This is a genomic window from Streptosporangium sp. NPDC023825 (assembly GCF_040639575.1).
Lineage (GTDB): Bacteria > Actinomycetota > Actinomycetes > Streptosporangiales > Streptosporangiaceae > Streptosporangium.
Genome location: NZ_JBFAAE010000008.1, coordinates 1 through 19335, shown reverse-complemented (window position 1 = coordinate 19335; position 19335 = coordinate 1). Strand labels below are relative to the sequence as shown.

General features: G+C 69.8%; 15 protein-coding genes and 1 pseudogene. 9 read left to right on the top strand and 7 right to left on the bottom strand.

Annotated features, from left to right (window positions below; genetic code table 11):
• Positions 1-660: 660 nt before the first annotated feature.
• From AB0G15_RS09835 to AB0G15_RS09810, 6 genes are all read left to right on the top strand, one after another.
• The gene (locus AB0G15_RS09835; RefSeq protein ID WP_362837130.1) at positions 661-3537 is read left to right on the top strand and encodes a GTPase; all 2877 of its coding nucleotides are present in this window, start codon (positions 661-663) and stop codon (positions 3535-3537) included.
• Entirely contained in the window at positions 3534-5174 is a 1641-nt protein-coding gene (locus AB0G15_RS09830) for a GTP-binding protein (RefSeq protein ID WP_362837128.1), read from the top strand. The genes AB0G15_RS09835 and AB0G15_RS09830 overlap by 4 nt, the downstream gene beginning before the upstream one ends.
• A 218-nt stretch (positions 5175-5392) precedes the next feature.
• The gene (locus AB0G15_RS09825) at positions 5393-6343 is read left to right on the top strand and encodes a single-stranded DNA-binding protein (RefSeq protein ID WP_362837126.1); all 951 of its coding nucleotides are present in this window, start codon (positions 5393-5395) and stop codon (positions 6341-6343) included.
• 621 nt (positions 6344-6964) lie between these two features.
• Positions 6965-8263: a GGDEF domain-containing protein gene (locus tag AB0G15_RS09820; RefSeq protein ID WP_362837124.1), complete on the top strand. Its 1299-nt coding sequence runs from the start codon at positions 6965-6967 to the stop codon at positions 8261-8263.
• A 60-nt stretch (positions 8264-8323) separates the two neighbouring features.
• Positions 8324-9988: an energy-dependent translational throttle protein EttA gene (gene ettA, locus AB0G15_RS09815; protein ID WP_362837122.1), complete on the top strand. Its 1665-nt coding sequence runs from the start codon at positions 8324-8326 to the stop codon at positions 9986-9988.
• A 177-nt stretch (positions 9989-10165) separates the two neighbouring features.
• Positions 10166-10606, top strand: a complete 441-nt coding sequence (locus AB0G15_RS09810; protein WP_362837120.1) for a thioesterase family protein — start codon at positions 10166-10168, stop codon at positions 10604-10606.
• A gap of 310 nt (positions 10607-10916) precedes the next feature.
• Here AB0G15_RS09810 and AB0G15_RS09805 read toward each other — a convergent pair whose 3' ends face one another.
• The 5 genes from AB0G15_RS09805 to AB0G15_RS09785 form a co-directional block, all read right to left on the bottom strand.
• Positions 10917-12458: a glycoside hydrolase family 13 protein gene (locus AB0G15_RS09805; RefSeq protein ID WP_362837118.1), complete on the bottom strand. Its 1542-nt coding sequence runs from the start codon at positions 12456-12458 to the stop codon at positions 10917-10919.
• 240 nt (positions 12459-12698) lie between these two features.
• Complete coding sequence (locus tag AB0G15_RS09800; protein ID WP_362837116.1) at positions 12699-13097, bottom strand: globin; 399 nt, start codon at positions 13095-13097, stop codon at positions 12699-12701.
• Between the two features lie 19 nt (positions 13098-13116).
• Entirely contained in the window at positions 13117-13992 is an 876-nt protein-coding gene (locus AB0G15_RS09795) for a mechanosensitive ion channel family protein (protein WP_362837496.1), read from the bottom strand.
• A 629-nt stretch (positions 13993-14621) separates the two neighbouring features.
• Positions 14622-14906: a hypothetical protein gene (locus tag AB0G15_RS09790; protein ID WP_326643182.1), complete on the bottom strand. Its 285-nt coding sequence runs from the start codon at positions 14904-14906 to the stop codon at positions 14622-14624.
• Between the two features lie 370 nt (positions 14907-15276).
• Positions 15277-15717, bottom strand: a complete 441-nt coding sequence (locus AB0G15_RS09785; RefSeq protein ID WP_362837113.1) for a hypothetical protein — start codon at positions 15715-15717, stop codon at positions 15277-15279.
• Between the two features lie 30 nt (positions 15718-15747).
• Here AB0G15_RS09785 and AB0G15_RS09780 point away from each other — a divergent pair, with 30 nt between their 5' ends.
• Both AB0G15_RS09780 and AB0G15_RS09775 read left to right on the top strand, forming a co-directional pair.
• The gene (locus AB0G15_RS09780) at positions 15748-16818 is read left to right on the top strand and encodes a hypothetical protein (protein WP_362837111.1); all 1071 of its coding nucleotides are present in this window, start codon (positions 15748-15750) and stop codon (positions 16816-16818) included.
• A complete protein-coding gene (locus AB0G15_RS09775) occupies positions 16815-17309 on the top strand; it encodes a GNAT family N-acetyltransferase (RefSeq protein WP_362686973.1) in 495 nt (164 codons plus the stop codon). Before AB0G15_RS09780 ends, AB0G15_RS09775 begins: the two co-directional genes overlap by 4 nt.
• A 290-nt stretch (positions 17310-17599) precedes the next feature.
• Here AB0G15_RS09775 and AB0G15_RS09770 read toward each other — a convergent pair whose 3' ends face one another.
• The gene (locus AB0G15_RS09770) at positions 17600-18058 is read right to left on the bottom strand and encodes an NUDIX domain-containing protein (RefSeq protein ID WP_362837109.1); all 459 of its coding nucleotides are present in this window, start codon (positions 18056-18058) and stop codon (positions 17600-17602) included.
• Positions 18059-18234: 176 nt separating this feature from the next.
• On the opposite strand from AB0G15_RS09770, the gene purU reads away from it, so the two are divergent.
• A complete protein-coding gene (gene purU / locus AB0G15_RS09765; protein WP_362837107.1) occupies positions 18235-19089 on the top strand; it encodes a formyltetrahydrofolate deformylase in 855 nt (284 codons plus the stop codon).
• Here purU and AB0G15_RS09760 read toward each other — a convergent pair.
• Positions 19086-19335 (bottom strand): annotated as a pseudogene (locus tag AB0G15_RS09760) (IS630 family transposase); the annotation flags it as partial. The gene purU and the pseudogene AB0G15_RS09760 overlap by 4 nt on opposite strands.

Sequence of the window (19335 nt, the reverse complement as noted above, 5' to 3'; positions counted from 1 at the left end):
GCGGGCCCCGCCGGACCAGGCCGGCCGGGTGGCTCCGCCGGTTCCGCACCCCAGGCCGGGGCGAGCGACCCTGCCTCCCCGCCCGCCTCCGAGGAGGCGATGGCCGCCTTCCGCGCCGCCGCAGCCGCTGCCCAGGCCAAGATCGAAGCCATTACCACCTCCCGCGAGGCGGCCCCCGGCCCCGCCTCCCCGCGCGCCCAGGGCGGTCGTCCGGCGGGCCCCTCACGGGGCGGCCCCGCCGCGACGCCACCCGGTAGGGGTTCGCCCGCCTCGCCCGGCGCGGTCCCCGGCCAGGGCACTCCCACCTCCCCGGGTGCCCGCGAGGGTGCGCCCACCTCGCCGAGCGCCTCGCGCGAGGGCGCCCCCGTCCCGCCGAACGCCTCCCGCGGAGGCGTGCCCGGCGCGGCCCCAGGTCCCGGCGCCCCCGCCTCTTACGGTGTCCCGGCCTCGCCGGGTGCCCCTCGAGGAGGTGTCCCCACGGCTCCTCCGGGCGTTTCCCGGGGGCAGGGTGCTCCCGCCGGGGCTCCTCCGGGCGCCTCTCGCGAGGGCGGCGCCCCCGGCGCCCCCGGCGCGCTTTTCCGCCCGGGTGCCCCCGTCCCGCCGAGCGTTCCCCGCACCGGTGGCCCCGCCATGCCCTCCTCCGGTGCTCCCGGTGCTCCTGTGAGGCCTTCTGCCGGTACTCCCGGCGCTCCCGCCTCCCCGGCCGCCCCCGGTGCGGCCTTCCGTCCGGGGGCTCCTGTCTCTCCGGACGCTCCCCGAGGCGGTGACACCTCCGAGGCCGCGCCCGGTGCCCTTTTCCGCCCGGGTGCCCCTGTCCCGCCGAGTGTCCCTCGCACCGGTGGCCCCGCCGTCCCCCCGCCGGGCACCGCCGGAGGCGACACCCCGAGCCCCGCTCCCCGGGAGGCCCCGGGCCCCGCCTCCGGAGAAGGCGCCGACGCCTCCCGTACGGCCGGCGAGGGTTTCTCCTCCCGGTTCGAGAGCGGCGTCCCCGGCGGCGAGGACGAGCGGTCCCACGCCGAAGGCACCCCGCCCCTTCGCGCGAGCAGGATCGGGCAGGAGCGGGATGAGGTCGCCGTCCTCGGCACGACCCCGCAGGAGCGACGCGACGAGTCCGAGGACGGCGCGGAGAGTGACGGCGGCACGCCGGGCACCGGCCACGTCGAGGACGAGGCCGGGCAGCGGACCCTGACCGCCGGAGAGGGCGGCAGGACCGGCGACGCCTCGCGGGCCGACGACGCTCCCCGGGCCGGTGCCGAGGGCGCCGGCGGCGCCCGGAGCGACAGCCGTGGCGTTCTCGCGTCCCAGGGCGAGGACGGGCCCGCTGAGACCGATGACGGCGGCAGGACCCGCCGCGACGCCGAGAACGCCGAGGCTGAGGCGGGTGATGCGGAGGCCGGTGATGCGGAGGCCGGTGACGCCGAGACCGAGGCCGGTGACGCGGAGATCGGCGACGCGGCCCCGCAGGCCGGTGACGACGCCTCGCGGACCGGTCGGACCGGCGGCGAGGCCGGGCACGACGCCGGCTCCGCCGGTATCGACGACGAGGCCGAGAACGGCGGTGAGGTCCGCCGCGATGCCGGTACCGCCGGCGCCACTGGCCGCCGGGCCACGAGCGAGGCCGATCCCGCCGAGCCCGCCGGCTCCTCCGAGAGCGCTGATGAGACGCGGCACGAGCGTGAGAACGAGATCGACGACGCGGCCGGTGACGAGGTCCGGGACGAGACCGGAACGGTCGACGGCGGCACGGAGGCCGGGAACGAGAGGACCCGAGGCGAGGACGACGAGACCCCGGACGAGGACGACGAGACCCCGGACGGGAAGGGCGCGGGGACGCCGGGCGGCCGGACGCGGGAGACCCCCCTTCCCGAGGCCGTCTCCGAGGCGCTGAGCAGCGCGCTCACCGCCGTACGCACCGGTGTCACCGACCTCAGCTTCGGCCTGGACCTCCCCGGCGCGGACGAGGCCAGGCGGGTCCGGAGCGAGATCCTGGCCCAGCTCGACGACTACGTGATCCCTCGCGTCCACACGAGCACCGCGCCCGCGCTCGTCGTGGTCGCGGGCTCCACCGGCGCGGGCAAGTCCACGCTCCTCAACACCCTGGCCAACGCCAAGGTCAGCGCGACCGGCGTGCGCCGCCCGACGACCGGAACGCCCGTTCTGGCCTGCCACCCCGACGACCACGAGTGGTTCGCCGAGGGTGACCTGCTCGGCAGCCTCCGGCGGCTCGGCGAGCCCGATCCCGAGGGCGCCTCCGGAGGCCTCGTGCTCGTCTCCACCGAGCGCCTCCCTCCCGGCGTGGCACTGCTCGACACCCCGGACATCGACTCGGTCGTCGAGGAGCACCACGAGATCGCCCACCGCATGCTCGACGCGGCCGATCTGTGGATCTTCGTCACCACCGCCGCCCGGTACGCCGACGCTCCGGCCTGGCGACTGCTCCGCCTGGCCAAGGAGCGCGGAGCCCGGCTGGCCATCGTGCTCTCCCGGGTTCCGCCCAGGTCCCAAGAAGTGATCAGCAAGCACTTCGTCAGGATGCTCACCGAGTACGGCCTCGGGGAGGTCGACCGGTTCGTCATCAACGAGAGCAAGGTCACCGACGGGATGCTCCCCGACCACGAGGTGAGCGAGCTGCGTCTCTGGCTGACCGAGCTGTCGGTCGACGACCGGCGGCGCGCGCAGGCCGTACGGGCGACCCTGGACGGGGTGCTGAACAGTTTCCGCACCCGTGTCCCCGCGCTGGCCAAGCAACTGGAGATCCAGGTCGCCTTCCGCAGGGACCTCCGCGGCGACGTGGACGGAGCCTACGCCCGCGCGCTGGCCGAGATCGACAAGAGCACCGGCGACGGTTCGCTGCTCCGGGGCGAGGTGCTCGCCCGCTGGCAGGACTTCGCCGGGTCCGGCGACCTCATGCGTACCCTCCACCTGCGCAGGCCGAGCCGCTTCGGCGGCAAGGCGAGCCAGCAGGCGCCCGAGCGGCTCAGCGGTCTGAAGTCCGCGCTGCGGGCGGGGCTGGAGTCGGTGGTCGTCTCGGCGGCGCACCGGGCCGCGGAGGAGACCTCCTCGCGCTGGCTGAACCGTCCGGGCGCGCAGGAGGCCCTGGCGTCGGTACCCGGTCTCGGCCGCGCGTCCGACGAGCTCCTGCGCAGGACCGGCCGGACCATCGCGGCCTGGCAGGAGCACATCATCGAGCTGATACGCACCGAGGGGGTGACCAAGCGGTCGGTGGCCAGGGTGATCTCGTTCGACGTCGAGTCCCTGTCGCTGATCCTGACCATCGGACTGCTCGGTTACGGCTCCTCGGACGCGCAGAACGGCACCGGGGCGCTGCCGCAACGGCTGGTGCACGCGCTGCTCGGCGCGGAGTCGCTGCGCAACATCGGCGTGAAGGCCCGGAGCGATCTCCGAGCCCGGATCGGCATGCTCTTCGACGACGAGATGGCGCGTTACACCCAGGCTCTCGACGGTGCGGGCATACCTGACGAATCCGCCGCCACCCGCCTTTACCAGGCAACGTACAACCTTGAGGTCGCCCGATGAGTGTTGGCACCACCCAGTCACGCCAGGGTCTCGGCGGCCGGCTCGCCGCGCTGGCTCGGATCGTGGAGCTGGGGCCGGGCAAGGTCGAGCCAAAGCTCCTCGCCGACTCGGGTCAGCTGCTGCTGCGCGCCGGTGACAGGCTCAAGCTCTCCTCCGACCACACCGTGGTCGCGCTCGCGGGGGGTACGGGCAGCGGCAAGTCGACGTTGTTCAACTCGATCTCCGGCCTGGAGCTGTCGCCGACAGGGGTACGCCGCCCGACCACGGCCCGTACGCACGCCTGCGTCTGGGGCCTGGACGGTGCCGGCCCGCTGCTCGACTGGTTGCAGATCCAGTGGCGGCACCGCTTCGCGCGGGCCAGCGCCCTGGACCGGGGCGAGAGCCAGCTCCACGGGCTGATCCTGCTCGACCTGCCCGACCACGACTCCATCCGGGCGCTGACCGACACCGAGGCCGACCGGCTGATCCAGGTCGCCGACCTCGTGGTGTGGGTGCTCGATCCGCAGAAGTACGCCGACGCCTCCACGCACCGGCGCTACGTGACCGATCTGGCCGGGCACGAGGCGGTGACGATCTTCGTGCTCAACCAGTCCGACCGGCTCGACCGGGAGGAGCTGGCCGAGTGCGTCGCGGACCTGGACGGCCTGCTCCGCCGCGAGGGGGTCGAGGACCCCGTGATCGTCACCACCTCGGCGATCACGGGCCGGGGCGTCGACAACCTCAAGGGCGTTCTCGCCGAGACCGTTTCCAAGCGCAGGGCCGCGACCCAGCGGCTGGAGGCCGATCTCGGCCGGCTGACGCTCCGCCTCGCGAAGGTGATGCCCGCCGACGGCGCGTCCGCTCCGCCCTCCTCCATCGACGACGCCCGCAGGATCGGTCTCACCGACGCCCTCTGCGACGCGGTCGGTGTCCCCGCGATCGGCGAGGCGATGGAGAACGTGTACGCCGCGCGGTCCGGCGAGTGGGTCGGCTGGCCCTACACCCGCTGGGCCGCCAAGCTCCGTCCCGACCCGCTGAACAGCCTGCGTCTGGGCGATCTGCGAGACGAGATCCACGGCCTGACCGGCGGCTCGGTCAGCGCGCAGCCCGCCGAGGTGGAGACCGCCGTACAGGCGCTCACCGACGGCCTGAGCTCGGGCATGCACGAGGCGTGGCAGAACGGGATCAGGGACGCCGCGCGTTCGCGCTCCTCGCAGCTGCCGGAGGTGCTCTCCGAGGAGCTGTCGGAGGTCGCGCCGCGCCTGGACAGGGTTCCAGGCTGGTGGCGGTTGCTCTTGGCCTGGCAGTACCTCCTGGTCCTGCTCTTCGTCGCGGGCCTGGCCTGGGTCGGTACGGCTCTCACCTACGGCGTGTTCGGCGCGGGAAGCCCGCCGGAGGGGCTGGAGGTGTTCGGCGACGCCGCCTCGCTGCCCTGGGTCGGATTGATGATCTTCTCTGTCCTGGGGCTCGGCCTGCTCACCGCGATGGCCAGCCGCAACTTCGTCGTGCTCGGCGCGGGCAACGAGCGTGACGCGCTGGAGCGCGAGATGCGCCGCAGGGTCGCCGGTGTCGCCGAGAGCATGGTGATCGAGCCGGTGGAGCGGGAGCTGACCCGCTATAACGAGTTCTATTCAGCCATGCGAGGCCTGCGGGGTTGATCCGCCCTCTTCTCCTCTCGCGGAGGTGAGTTCCGCGCAGAGGTGAGCCCCGTTCGAGGGTGGGTCCCGCTCAGGGTGGCTGAGACCGGGTTGTCCACAGTTTTCGCACGAGTCCCGGGCTTGTCCACAGAGCGTGGTTCGGTAATCCGAGCGGGGGGTGGGCCGGGCCATCGTGTCCTCATGCCGCCGGCACTCAGCCGGCTCTCATGGGAGGCACGATGAACGACATCTACGTCACGCTGACCGGTAACGTCGCGGCCCCGCCGCGCCAGCACACCTTCCCCGACGGCTCCCGGGTGACCTCGCTCAAGATCGCCTCAACGAGCCGTTACTTCGATCGCGAGAACCAGCAGTGGCGCAACGGTGAGACGACCTACTTCGGCGTCCGCTGCTTTCGCGGGCTGGCCGACAACGTCGCACAGTCGGTCCATCTGGGCCAGCCGGTCGTGGTCCAGGGACGGCTGCGGATCCGCGAGTTCGCCCACGAGGGGGAGCGCCGGTTCATGCCCGAGGTGGAGGCCAGCTCGCTCGGTCACGACCTGCGTTGGGGGCTCGGGAGTTTCACCAAGCCGCAGCGCGGCGGGCCGGTCGCGGCTCTCGGCAGCGCGGAGCGGATCGAGCTCGACCGGGAGACCTCCGACTGGGCGATGAGCGGCGGCGCCCCCGTCGCGGCCGGAGCTGTCGGTGCCCTGTCCCTGCTGAAGGCCGGCTCCGACGCCTCGAAGACCGGCCTCGACGACGAGACGTCCACGCCGCGCGAGACGGAGATCACGCCGGGCGGTGAGGCGGCCGGAGACGGTGCGATGCCCGGGGACATCACGCATCCCGAGGGCATCACCCATTCCGGAGACATCCTCGAGTCCCGGGACGCCATCGACCTCCGGGACGCCATCTACCTCCAAGAGGGCGTTGATTCCGGAGAGGCCGCGGGGGTTCCGCCGCGCGGGGCGGATCACGAGGCCTCCGGGAAGGAACCGGCTGAGGGAGAGACCACGGCGAGGCGGGGGAGGGCGGGCAAGAGCACGCCGACGAGGCGGCAGGACGCGGCGGGCAGGAGAAGCTCGGGCACGGGGGAGGAGACGGCCGGGGGTGTGCCGGGTGCGACGAGGATCCGCCCGGATGCGAGCGATGAGACGCCCTGGCCCATGCGGGAGAGCGTGGCGGCCTGAGCCACTTTCCACCGGGAGGCCCGGGCGGCGGGCCTCCCGGTGGACCGGCGTTCAAGCCTGGAGCGCGGGTGTGGGCAGCGTCCGAGGTGAAGCCGAAACGAGCGAGAGGCCGATGCCGGACGGGGCCGGACCAGAGGGCGAGCGCGGGCCCGTACGGAGGACTGAGCCCAGGTTCGGGCAGGGGCGGCAGGGACGGGGTTTGCCTGGGAAGAGCGTCTGAGGGAGCAGGGGCCTTCAGCATCTGCGGGACCTTCGGCATCTGCGGGAGCAGGGGCCTCAGCGTCTGACGGAGCAGGGGCCTCGCGGAGAGGGGGCCTGGTGCGGGCGGAGTGAGGGGGCATCGGCCGGACGCGGTCGGTGTCTCGCCGCGACAGCGCGGTGACGCCGAGATGCCGGCCGATGGTCTTGCCCGTGTCAGATGCCGAGACACCTGTTAGGTCCAGGTCACGCCCCGCAGCATGGCTTGCTCCTTTCCCACACGGCCCGCTCGCGAGCGAGCGGTTTCCAAGTCGTGGGTCAACCGGTGGGCTGACTCACTCTGCCAAAGGTAGCGGTTACCATCGCGCGTCGCACACTCCGCAACTATTGTGTTACACATCGTTAGTCGGAGAGGGGGACGACATGGCGGCTCCCAGTCACACCTCGGTCAAACCGCGCGACGGCATGACACCCTTGGTCGATCGGTGGCCCCTGCTGGGGCAGCGTCGCCCGCTGGTCGGCTACCTCTGCGGGCTGGTGGTGCTGGATCTCGCCGCGATCGTGTTCTTCTCGATATTCGGTGTTTTCCGCTGGTCCGATGTGCTGACCTTCACCGCGTTGATGGCGTGCGGAGCCGTGTGCATCGAGGCGACCCGGAGACTCGGCATGCCCGCGGGGGTCTACCGTGATCTGCTTTCCGCCTGGTGGCTGCCCGCCGCGCTGCTCCTCCCGCCCCTCTACGCGCTCCTGGCGCCCATCCCGCTCCAGTTCCTGTTGCAGAGGCGGGTGCGCGCGACGGTGGTCTACCGGCGGGTCGTCAGCTCCGCGGCGATCGGCCTGGCCGGATGCACGGCCTCCCTGCTCTTCCACGCCGCGGTCGGCGACCTGAACGCGCTGACCAGAGGTGAGGGAGGACCGATCCTGGTGGCCATCGGCTGCGCGGTCCTGTTCACGGTGATCAACACCGCGCTGATCGCCGTCGCCGCGCACACCGCCGACCCCGACAGCCGCTGGCGGGAGGTCCTGTGGAACCGGGAGAACCTGCTCCTCGACGTCGTCGAGCTCTGTCTCGGCGTCCTCGTCTCCATCACCTGCGGGCTCAACCTGGCCCTGCTGGTCCTGGCGCTGCCGCCGGTGGTGCTGCTGCAGCGCAGCCTGCTGCACGCCCAGCTCCAGGCGGCGGCCCGCACCGATCTGAAGACAGGCCTGCTGAACGCCGCGGCCTGGCAGCGGGAGGCCGACACCGAGATCGTCAGGGCGCGTCGCACGGGGGAGACGCTCGCGTTGCTGATCGTCGACATCGACCATTTCAAGAGGGTCAACGACACCTACGGCCACCTGATCGGCGATCAGGTGCTCGTCGGGGTGGCCGACACCATACGCAGCCAGCTGCGCGACTACGACGTGGTGGGCCGGTTCGGCGGTGAGGAGTTCGTCGTCCTGCTGCCCAGGGCCGACGTGACCGAGGCCCGCAGGGTCGCCGAGCGGCTGCGCTCCCGGGTGGGACGGATGGCGGTTCCCGCCGACGAGAACATGATCACCGTGACCATCTCGGTCGGCGTCGCGATCATGAGTGTGCACGGAGACGACCTGATCGAGCTGCTCGCCGCCGCCGACCTCGCTCTTTACCGAGCGAAGGAGCTCGGCCGCGACCAGATCTGCCTGCCCGTCACCGTCGTGCCCCCGGCCCGCCGGCCGGGATCCGACGCCACTCCCGGCTGAACTCCCGGACCCTGTCCGAGGCCGCCCCTAGCTGAACTCCCCAGGCCCTAAACTAAAGGCATGCCGGAGTACATCTACACACTGCAGCGCGTGCGCAAGGCGCACGGCGACAAGGTCGTCCTTGACGACGTGACGCTGTCGTTCCTGCCGGGCGCCAAGATCGGTGTCCTGGGCCCCAACGGCACCGGAAAGTCGACGCTGCTGAAGATGATGGCGGGCCTGGAGCAGCCGTCCAACGGCGACGCCCGGCTCATGCCCGGCTTCACCGTCGGCATGCTTCAGCAGGAGCCCCCCCTCAACGAATCCAAGACCGTCCTCGGCAACGTCGAAGAGGGTGTCGCCGAGACCAAGGCGATGCTCGACCGCTTCAACGAGATCGCCGAGCTGATGGCCACCGACTACAGCGACGAGCTCCTCGACGAGATGGGCAAGCTCCAGGACGCCCTCGACCACCGCAACGGCTGGGATCTCGACAGCCAGCTGGAGCAGGCGATGGACGCCCTTCGCTGCCCCCCGCCGGACGCCGAGGTCACCCAGCTCTCCGGTGGCGAGCGCCGCCGGGTCGCCCTCTGCAAGCTGCTCCTGGAGCAGCCCGATCTGCTGCTGCTCGACGAGCCCACCAACCACCTCGACGCCGAGAGTGTCCAGTGGCTCGAGTCGCACCTGGAGAAATACCCGGGTACCGTCCTGGCCGTCACCCACGACCGCTACTTCCTGGACAACGTGGCCAACTGGATCCTGGAGCTCGACCGGGGCCGCTGCCACCCCTACGAGGGCAACTACTCCACCTACCTGGAGGCCAAGGCGGCGCGGCTCAAGCTTGAGGGCCAGAAAGACGCCAAGCGCAAGAAGCGCCTGGAAGAGGAGCTGGAGTGGGTCCGCTCCAACGCCAGGGCCCGCCAGACCAAGAGCCGGGCGCGCCTCCAGCGCTACGAGGAGATGGCCGCCGAGGCCGACAAGCACCGCAAGCTCGACTTCGAGGAGATCCAGATCCCGCCGGGCCCGCGCCTGGGGACCACGGTCATCCGAGCCGAGAAGCTCACCAAGGGCTTCGAGGAGCGGGTCCTGATGGAGAGCCTCTCCTTCGACCTCCCGCGCAACGGCATCGTCGGCATCATCGGCCCGAACGGCGTCGGAAAGACGACCCTGTTCCGGATGATCACCGGCAGCGAGACGCCCGACAGCGGCGAGATCGTCATCGGCGACACCGTCAAGATCTCCTACGCCGACCAGAGCAGGGGCGGGATCGACCCGTCCAAGAACGTCTGGGAGGTCGTCTCCGACGGGCTCGACTACATCAAGGTCGGCCAGGTCGAGATGCCGTCCCGCGCCTACATCGCCGCGTTCGGGTTCAAGGGCCCGGACCAGCAGAAGAAGGCGGGCATCCTGTCCGGAGGAGAGCGCAACCGGCTCAATCTGGCGCTCACCCTCAAGCAGGGCGGCAACGTGCTGCTGCTCGACGAGCCCACCAACGACCTCGACACCGAGACGCTCTCCAGCCTGGAGAACGCGTTGCTGGAGTTCCCCGGCTGCGCGGTCATCACCTCGCACGACCGGTGGTTCCTCGACCGCATCGCCACCCACATCCTCGCCTGGGAAGAGGGCTCGAACTGGTTCTGGTTCGAGGGCAACTACGCCGACTACGAGAAGAACAAGATCGAGCGCCTGGGCGCCGACGCGGCCCGGCCGCACCGCGTCACCTATCGCAAGCTCACCCGCGACTGATCCCGGTCCCGGAGACCACTCTGGTCTCCGGTCCGGGGTGCCGCACCCGGCAGGGGCCCCGCCCGAGAGGGGCGTGGCCCGGGCCCGGTGTGGTCCGGTCGTGACGGGCCACGCTTCCGACGAGCCCCCGATGCCCCGCCGTACGGCGGGGCATCGGGGGCTCGCTACGGTTCTGGTGTGTTCGGACAGAGAATCGCGGACGGCGTCGGCCGTGGTCATCGGCATGTGTTTCCCAGGCCCGTCAGGTTCGCCGACATCGACTCGCTGGGACACGTCAACAACGTGCGGTTTCTCGACTATCTGGAGGACGCGCGGCTGGCGCTGTTCCATGTCGACCCCCACCGCGAGGGCAACGAGCCGTTCAAAGGGCTCGTGATCGCCCGGCACGAGGTCGACTATCTGCGTCCCCTCACCTTCCGCCCGGACCCGGTCCGGGTGGAGTCGTGGGTGACGGAGGTCCGGCCGGTGCGGTTCACCCTCGCGTACGAGATCCGCGACGATGAGGAGATCTTCGTCAAGGCCCGCTCGGTGCTCGTGGCCTACGACGTGGAGAGGGCCTCCCCCCGACGGTTGAACCAGGATGAGCTCGCCTACCTGAACAGGTTCACCGAGGCCTGAGGCCTGAGGGCGGGGGACAGGGAGCAGGGCGAGGAGGTCGGAGGCGTGCGCCATCCGCCCTCGGAGCGCCTGCCTGGAGCGGCCGGAGCGCCTGCCTGGAGCGCCTGCCGTTCCTCCTCGTGGAGCGGCCCCGCCACCCTCACGGCGCGTCCGCCTGCCCGCCCGTGGCGTGCTCGTCTGTCCGGTGCTCGGCGCCTGCTCACCTGCGGCGTGCTGGTCTGTCCGGTCACGGCACCTGTTCACCCGGTGCTGGTCTCTCCGGTGCGCGGCGGTCCGTCCGTAACGGGCGGACCGCCGCGCACCGGGAGCCTCAGTCGTTGGGGGTGTACAGCCAGACCGCGGTGTCCGGCAGGAGCAGGTGACCGTCCACCGGGGCGCTGCCGATCAGGACGCGGTCGTGCGGGGGCAGTTGCACCGACTCGGAACCGCAGTTGATGACACAGGTCAGGGGGCCTCGGCTGAAGATGAGGGCGTCCTCGGGGGCGTCCAGCCAGGTGATCTCGTCGGGCAGCGTGCCGCGCAGCTCGCGGCGGGCGCGCAGGGCCTCCTGGTAGAAGCTCAGCGTCGAGCTCGGATCGTTCGCCTGACGCTCGGCGGAGAGCACGACCCACTCGACCGGCTGGGGCAGCCAGGGCCGTGTCCCTTCGGGCGAGAAGCCGTAGGGCTCGGCCACGCCGGACCAGGGGAGGGGGACCCTGCAGCCGTCACGGCCGGGCAGCTCTCCCTTGGAGCGGGCGAAGATGGGGTCCTGGCGGGCCTCCGGGGGAAGATCCTTCACCTCGGGGAGGCCTAATTCCTCCCCCTGGTAGAGATATGCCGAGCCCGGTAGGGCGAGCATGGTGAGCAGGGCCGCCCGGGCCCGGGAGAGGCCCGTCGTGGAGTTGGTCAGGCCGTTGCCGTAGCGGGTCACGTGGCGGACCACGTCGTGGTTGGAGAGCACCCAGGTGGGAGCGGTCACGGCGGCCAGCGTGTCATCGATGATCTTCTTGAACGCGGGCCCCGACCAGGGCGCCTCCAGCCAGGCGAAGTTGAAGCTCTGGTGCAGCTCGTCGGGGCGGACGTACAGCGCGAGATCCTCGGCGGAGTCGGTCCAGACCTCGCCGATCGCCATCCGCTCGCCCTCGTAGGAGTCGAGCACCTTGCGCCAGTCGCGGTAGATCTCGTGCACCTCCGGCTGCCCCCAGATCGGCGACACGGCCTTGAACGCCTGTCCCTCCGGAGGGGTGTCCGGCAACCCTTCGGCCTTGTACAGGCCCATCGCCACGTCGATCCTGAACCCGTCCACCCCTCGGTCGAGCCAGAACCGCAGCACGTCCAGGAACTCGGAGTGCACCTCGGGGTTGCGCCAGTTGAAGTCGGGCTGCTCCGGGGCGAAGAGGTGGAGATACCACTGCCCGTCGGGTGTCCTGGTCCAGGCCGGGCCGCTGAAGGTCGACTGCCAGTTGTTGGGCGGCAGGTCACCGCCGTCGCGGAAGACGTAGCGGTCACGCCCCTCGCCCCGCAGCGCGGCCTGGAACCACTCGTGGGCGGAGGAGCTGTGGTTCGGAACGATGTCGACGATCACTCGCAATCCGAGCCTGTGCGCCTCGGAGACGAGTTCGTCGAAGTCGGCGAGTGTGCCGAAGAGCGGGTCGACGTCGCGGTAGTCGGCCACGTCGTAGCCGCCGTCGGCCATGGGAGAGCGGTAGAAGGGGGTCAGCCAGATCGCGTCCACGCCGAGTTCGGCGAGGTACGGCAGGCGCTGCCTGATGCCGGGCAGATCGCCGACGCCGTCTCCGGAGGCGTCGGCGAAGCTGCGAACGTAGATCTCGTAGACGACGGCGTCACGCCACCAGGGGGTTTCCATGAGCATGGGTTGCCCCCGCTCGGTGGTGTTTATGCGTCGCGACCCCCGGCCGTGCGGCGTTTGTGCGTGGAGGGCGTCGACCATGCGGTGGTCCGCGCGTCGTGAACCCCGATCATGCGGTGGTCCGCGCGCCGGGGTTCCTGATCATGCGGTGACTCACCCGCCGGGGTCCCCTGCCATGTGGTGATGCCGGGGACTTTGACCATGCCGTGGTCTGCGCGCCGGGGACCCCGGTCGCGCGGTGGTTCACGCGTCGGGGGCGTTGACCATGCTGTGCGCCGCGTACACGAGGTAGTCCCAGAGACGCTTTTCCAGATCGTCGGGGAGCTCCAGGGAGATCACCGCGTCGTGCATGCGCCGGAGCCAGGCGTCGCGCTCGGCCGAGCGGATGACGAACGGGTTGTGCCGCATCCGCAACCGAGGGTGGCCGCGCTGCGTGCTGTAGGTGTTGGGACCGCCCCAGTACTGGATGAGGAACAGGCGGAACCGTTCCTCGGCGCCTTCGAGGTCGTCCTCGGGGTACAGCGGCAGGAGGACAGGGTCGGCGGCCACTCCCTGGTAGAAGTGGTGCACCAGACGCCTGAAGGTCTCCTCGCCGCCGACGGCGTCGTAGAAGGACTGGGGTTCCTCGGGGGTAGCGGACACGTCTCCAGCCTAATTGACGTCAGGCGGCGATCGTGATGTCGGCTCGGTCGAGGGCGGACTTGATCCGAAGGCGCAGCTCGCGGGCGACCTCCGCCTGGCGGGAGGGAATGGTCTTGGCGCTGACCCGGAAGATGATGGCGGTGTCGGAGATCTGCTCGATGCCCCAGACCTGCGGTTCCTCGACGATGATCGAGTCGCGGAAGGCGGGCTCGTTCCACATGTCGTCGGCGACCTCCTTGAGCAGATCGCGGACCACGGGGATCTCGGAAGCGTAGGCCACCGGCACGTCGACCGTGGCGCGCGACCATCCCTGCGACTCGTTGCCGACCCGGGTGATCGTGCCGTTGCGGATGTACCAGACCCGGCCGTCGGCGTCGCGCAGGCGGGTGATGCGCAGGGTGACCGCCTCCACGGTACCGACCGCGGCGCCCGCGTCGATCACGTCACCCACGCCGTACTGGTCCTCCAGGAGCATGAACATGCCGGCGATGAAGTCCTTGACGAGCTCCTGGGCGCCGAAGCCGATCGCCACGCCCAGGATGCCGACGCTGGTCAGCAGGGGGGCGATGGGGACGGAGAGGCGTTCGAGGACGGTCAGCACGGCGGTGCCCAGGATGATGATCGAGGCGATGTGCCTGAGCACCGAGCCGATGGTCTCCGCCCGCTGCCTGCGCCGCTCGGCCACGATCGCGTCGAGGCCCTCGGGGGTGACCGTCTCCCTGCCGCGCAGCCGCCCCGCCAGGGACGCGCGCTCGGTGGACGCCCGGCGCACCACCCGGCCGATCAGCCGGTGCGCCACGTTGCGCAGGATCAGCGCGATGACCACGATCAGCGTGATGGCGATCAGGCCCGCGATCACGGGGGCCACCCAGTCGACGGCCGCGGGCACGAACATCTTCACGACGTCGCAGACTACCCCCCCGCCGTCCCCGCATCCCCGTGTTAAGCCCGCGCTCGCGTCGAGAAGGTTCTCGACGACGACTCCCGCATCTGAGGTGGGGGTGACGCTGGGGGTGGGGGCGGGCGTGGGGGAAAGCAGGAACACGGAGTGGATCCCTCTCGGATCGGATCGACCGGCAGACCGGATGAGTCATGCGACCCACCCATATTGCCGATCGAACCGGCCTCCGTCACATCACGCCGGGGAAGACGGGGACATCCTGGTCTAGGGCCGCGGGGGCGGACCCGGATGCCCCGGTGACGGGTGGCCCGGACGGGACACGCACCCGGAAGCGTGTCCCGTGCCGTTCCCGAAAGGGATCCCTCCGGTCACCGCCCGGACGAGATGTCGGACGGCAGCCTTTGCTCTACAGCAGTTCGTGGGCTTCGGCTCGCGAGAGCCTCCGCGTTCCGGCCGCGTTTTCGAAGTTTCCGCAGGCGGGAGTTCGCGCGTGTCGGCCGGACGATTCGGAGCCGGCGGGGTGCCCAGCGTCCGAGGACGCTCCGCACCGGTCACCCCGCCGACTCCGTCGAGCCGCGGCAGGCGCGGCACATCGGGCGGTGAAGCCCGCTGTGCCGCTCACCTCACTCCCCTACCGCGGCGAGTACGCGTGCGACCTTGGTCGCGGCACCGGCGGGATCCTCCACCGTGTGCATTCGTTCGCCCCAGGACCACCAGTAATACCAATCCCGATGGCTGGGGGCGGCCTGCGCCCGGCAGGTGACGTTCTCCGCCAGGCTGGTCGCCTTCGGATTGATCACACGCACGAACGCACGGCCCGAGTGGGTCCGCACCACACGGGCGTGCAGCCCGCGGCAGTCAAGCTCCGTCACCAGCCGCTCAAGGTGCCGGAAATCGTCTTCACCCACCTCGTCCCTCCTCGTGGTCTCGGTTCGCCGGCACCGAATCGTGTTCGTTCGATCACGCTTACGGTGCTGCTCGCCAAAGATGACTCACGGTGGCCCTACGGGTCAATTCGGGGAAAACCCAGTTCAGGGTGGGCGATGTGCCAAGTAGGTTGAAAGAAACAGTCCCTCGGGGGACGATTCTTAGCCAGCGGCTTTATTAGCGTGTTCCGGATGAGTCAAACGTGGTCCATCATTCTCGGTAGGCGCAGTGCGACGGAAAGATCACACTGAGTCAAGGGAGAGAGGACCGGTCGGGACCAGTGTGCCAGCCAGCCCAGCTGGCCACGAGAGAGGGGCCGGTATGTCCGGCAGGCAGCACAGGGAGACAGAGTTAGCGCGGCAGGTCAGGGCCCGTGGCCTGGCCGCCGGGAAGTCCTCGGCGCAGATAGCCGAGGAAATCTACGAAAAGTGTAGTTCGCAATTCGGGACCACTCGGATTAAAGGTCACCGCCTCGCGCATGGTGTCGCTCTCGCGGACGTCATCGAACAGATACGGGCGCTGTTCGAACGCGACGGCAAGTCGGCCCCCGGCATCGGTGAGACGCTCCTGTCCGCGTACGAGAGCGGGCTGAAGCGGCCCGGTCCCGAATACCTGCACTACCTGTGCTCCGCCTACCGGGTCGAACCCGCCTCCCTCGGGTACGACGGCCCGTGCATCTGTGGCCACGGCCACAAGATGCCCGGTGTCGTCCGAGGTGATCTCCAGGATGGAAGACCCGAAACTTCCCCTGGTCCGCGTGAGCTGCTGATCCAGCCGATCGGCGTCGATCATTCCGCGGACGGGGGTGAGGAGGACGAGAACGTGCTACGCAGGACGCTCTTACAGCTCCTGGCCGGCAGCGGCATCGCGCTGGACGGACAGGTGCTCGGATCGGTGGAGAGCATGCGCAGGAGGATGGACGACACGCTGGTCTCGGCCACCGTCTCGCCCGCGATGCTCGATCAGTGGGAGGAATCCACGATCGGCTTCGGCCGCCAGTACATGAACACCGCCCCGCTCAGGCTGCTGTGCGACGTGATGCTCGAATTCGGCGCGGTGCGCAAGGCCATGGAGCGGCGACAACCGGTCGACCTGCAGGAACGGTTGTGCCGCATGGCGGCGCAGCTCGCCGGTCTGAGCGGCATGATCATGGTCAATCTCGGTGACCACCGGCTCGCCAGGTCCTTCTTCAGGACCGGCAGGACCGCGGCGGACGAGACCGGCGACCGGGCGCTGAGGGCGTGGGTCACGGCCAGGGAGGCTCTGGTCCCGCTCTACTACGGCGATCCGCGCGAGGCTCTCAACCTCGCCAAGAAGAGCCGTGACCTGGCCGGGCAGACGCCCTGCGCGGCCCAGGCGATGGCCCCGGTGGTCGAGGCCCGCGCGCTGGCGATGATGTCGGGCTCGGGCAAGAAGGACGTGGTCGACCAGGCGAAGCGGGCACTGTCGAGGGCGAGGGCGGCTTTCTCCCAGATGACCGCCGCGGACCAGGACGACTCGACCTTCGGCTACACCGAGCGCCAGCTCTACTTCCACCAGGGAGACGCGCTGGTCAAGCTCGGGCAGGCGATGGAGGCCGACCTCATCCTGGAACAGGCGCTCACCAAGTACGGTCCGACCGACTGGCTCGATCCGACCTTCATCAAGTTCGACCGGGCCCAGTGCAAGATCCTTGAGGGTGACGTGGACGAGGCGCTGGAGATCGCCCAGCGTACGGTCTCGGGTCTCGACGAGGCCTGCCGGCCCGACATCCTCATGCAGCGCGCTCACGAGGTGGGTAAACAGGTCGAGGTGAAGGCGCCCGGCCATCCCAAGCTCAAGACCTACATGGAGTCGCTGCGCAGCCGCAGCGCGTCGACGGAGGATCCGGTGGCCGACAGGAGTGGCAGTTGAAGCCAACGCTTCGGCGTTATCGCTGGTCCGACCTCGAATCGGTCTGGGCGCTCCACCAGATATGCCTGGCCCAGGTCGGTCTCGCGCCGGGGGACGGCGTCTACTACGAGGACGACTTCCCGAGGATCCACGAGATCTACCTCGCCGACCGGGGTGAGTTCCTCGTGGGGGAGATGCCCGCCGGGCGCGTCGTCACGATGGGCGGTCTCCGCCGCGTCGACGACCAAACCGCCGAGATGTGCCGCATGCGGGTCCATCCGGAGTTCCAGCGTCGCGGTTTCGGCGCCCAGATGGTCCTCGCACTGGAGGCGCGGGCCGTCGAACTCGGCTATATACGCCTTCGTGGTGACACCACCCTGAATCAGCTCGCGGCGATGGAGCTCTATCGCAAGTTCGGATGGCGCGAGATCCGCCGGGAAGAGCGAGGGGGATGTGTGGTGATTTATGGAGAAAAAGACCTGGTAGCCGCTATGTCCTCTTTAACTCAATGATCTGAATTTTAGGTTGCTTTACTGCTAAGTGTTGCCTATTTCGTAGATGCGCGAATAATTGTTCTTCGTACCTACCGCTATTCTCTGGTGAGTGCGATAAAAAAGATCATTGTTCACAAAACCGGCGTGTCCAGGCTCGGTGGCGTCGCCAGCGCCATCCACAAGGGATGAGATTCTTCCCGGCCGGAAGAATCGGCCCTGACGGCTGCGGCCCTCGATCGGCGAGATCGAGGGCCGCGCGGGCTTTCACCCCTGTCCATTCGGTACCGGCCGTCTCCGGTGGTCCCGGTTCACCCCAGCCGGATGATCCGGGAGACGACCTCCGGCAGGTCCGGAGGCTCCAGGAAGCCGGGGAGGTCGGCCATCTCCGCCGGTGAGAACCAGCCGGAGCCCAGGTAGGTGATGTTCTCCTCGGCGGTGAACGACCCCGCTCCCACCTCCGGGGTGTCCTCGAACCTGGCCAGATAGAACCGCTCGGTCTTGGCGTAGTGGACGCCGATCCAGTGGAACTCCCGGCGTACCGGCACCCACCGGTCCAGCACCGCCTCACCCGGCAGGCCCGTCTCCTCCGCGAGCTCGCGCCGCGCGGCGTCGAGGGGGGTCTCACCCGGGTCGATCCCGCCGCCCGGCGGCTCCCACAGGGTCTGGCCCCCGACGGGGTCACGCCAGTGCATGAGAAGCACCCGGCCGGCCCCGTCCACACAGATCACCCGGGCCGCGGGCCGGTCGTTCGGCTGAGGGTCGTCCATAGGCCAGGGACGCTACCACCGCCGTCACGTCCGCCGGTCTCACGCTTGCGGCGGCCTCGGCGCCCCCTGCCCGCCACCTGCCGGACCGCCGGGTGCGGCGGCGGGATTCGCTGTACTCTGCCCACGTCAGGTGGAAGCCTCGTACGATCCGACCTCTCAAGCTCAAGGGTGAAGGCATGACTTCCAGGGCCGAGTTTGTGTTGACGCTGTCCTGCCCGGACCGTCCCGGGGTGGTGGCCGCGGTCTCCGGTCTCCTGGCCGGGCGGGGATGCAACATCATCGAGAGCCAGCAGTTCGGTGACGTCGTGTCCGAGCGGTTCTTCATGCGGGTGCAGTTCGCCTCCTCGCTGCCCGACGGGGAACTGCGCGAGGCCTTCGCCGCGCTCGCCCCCGAGTTCGGCATGGATTTCAAGCTGCGGGACGTCTCCATCAAGCCGCGCGTCCTGGTGATGGTCAGCAAGTTCGGTCACTGCCTGAACGATCTGCTCTACCGGATGCGCTCGGGCCTGCTCGACATCGAGATCGTCGCGGTCGTCTCCAACCACCCGGACCTGCGGCCGCTGACCCAGTCGTACGGCATCGACTACCACCACCTGCCGGTCACCTCCGAGACCAAGCCCAGGCAGGAGGCGGAGATCCTGACCCTGGTCGACCACTACCGGGCCGATCTGGTGGTGCTCGCCCGCTACATGCAGGTGCTGTCGGAAGACCTCTGCGTGAAGCTCGCGGGCAACGTGATCAACATTCACCACTCGTTCCTGCCGTCGTTCAAGGGTGCCAAGCCCTACCACCAGGCGCACTCCCGCGGCGTGAAGCTGATCGGCGCGACCGCGCACTACGTGACCGCCGACCTCGACGAGGGGCCGATCATCGAGCAGGAGGTCGCCCGGGTCAACCACACCCACTCCGCGGAGGACCTCGCCGCCATCGGCCGCGACGTCGAGTGCCAGGCCCTGGCGCGTGCCGTCCGCTGGCACACCCAGCAGCGCGTCCTGCTCGACGGCCACAAGACGATCGTCTTTCCCCGCTAGTGTCCTGCGTCAGAAATTTGTCGGCAATATCTGGCGAGTGATTCGAGGATCTCTTCGGCGGTCTTCTTCCAGACAAATGGGCGTGGGTTGTCGTTCCAGTCGGCGATCCAGGCGCGGATGTCGCTTTCCAGGGCTTGCACGCTTTTGTGCACTCCGCGCCGGATCATCTGGTCGGTCAGGAAGCCGAACCAGCGCTCGACCTGGTTGATCCAGGAGGAGCCGGTCGGGGTGAAATGCATGTGGAAG

What these genes read in the sequence shown, in the direction of transcription:
- AB0G15_RS09830 (WP_362837128.1), top strand. Translation starts at nt 3,534, where the DNA reads ATGAGTGTTGGCACCACCCAGTCACGCCAGGGTCTCGGCGGCCGGCTC.
- AB0G15_RS09825 (WP_362837126.1), top strand. Translation starts at nt 5,393, where the DNA reads ATGAACGACATCTACGTCACGCTGACCGGTAACGTCGCGGCCCCGCCG.
- AB0G15_RS09820 (WP_362837124.1), top strand. Translation starts at nt 6,965, where the DNA reads ATGGCGGCTCCCAGTCACACCTCGGTCAAACCGCGCGACGGCATGACA.
- ettA (WP_362837122.1), top strand. Translation starts at nt 8,324, where the DNA reads ATGCCGGAGTACATCTACACACTGCAGCGCGTGCGCAAGGCGCACGGC.
- AB0G15_RS09805 (WP_362837118.1), bottom strand. Translation starts at nt 12,458, where the DNA reads ATGCTCATGGAAACCCCCTGGTGGCGTGACGCCGTCGTCTACGAGATC.
- AB0G15_RS09795 (WP_362837496.1), bottom strand. Translation starts at nt 13,992, where the DNA reads ATGTTCGTGCCCGCGGCCGTCGACTGGGTGGCCCCCGTGATCGCGGGC.
- AB0G15_RS09785 (WP_362837113.1), bottom strand. Translation starts at nt 15,717, where the DNA reads ATGATCGACGCCGATCGGCTGGATCAGCAGCTCACGCGGACCAGGGGA.
- AB0G15_RS09770 (WP_362837109.1), bottom strand. Translation starts at nt 18,058, where the DNA reads ATGGACGACCCTCAGCCGAACGACCGGCCCGCGGCCCGGGTGATCTGT.
- purU (WP_362837107.1), top strand. Translation starts at nt 18,235, where the DNA reads ATGACTTCCAGGGCCGAGTTTGTGTTGACGCTGTCCTGCCCGGACCGT.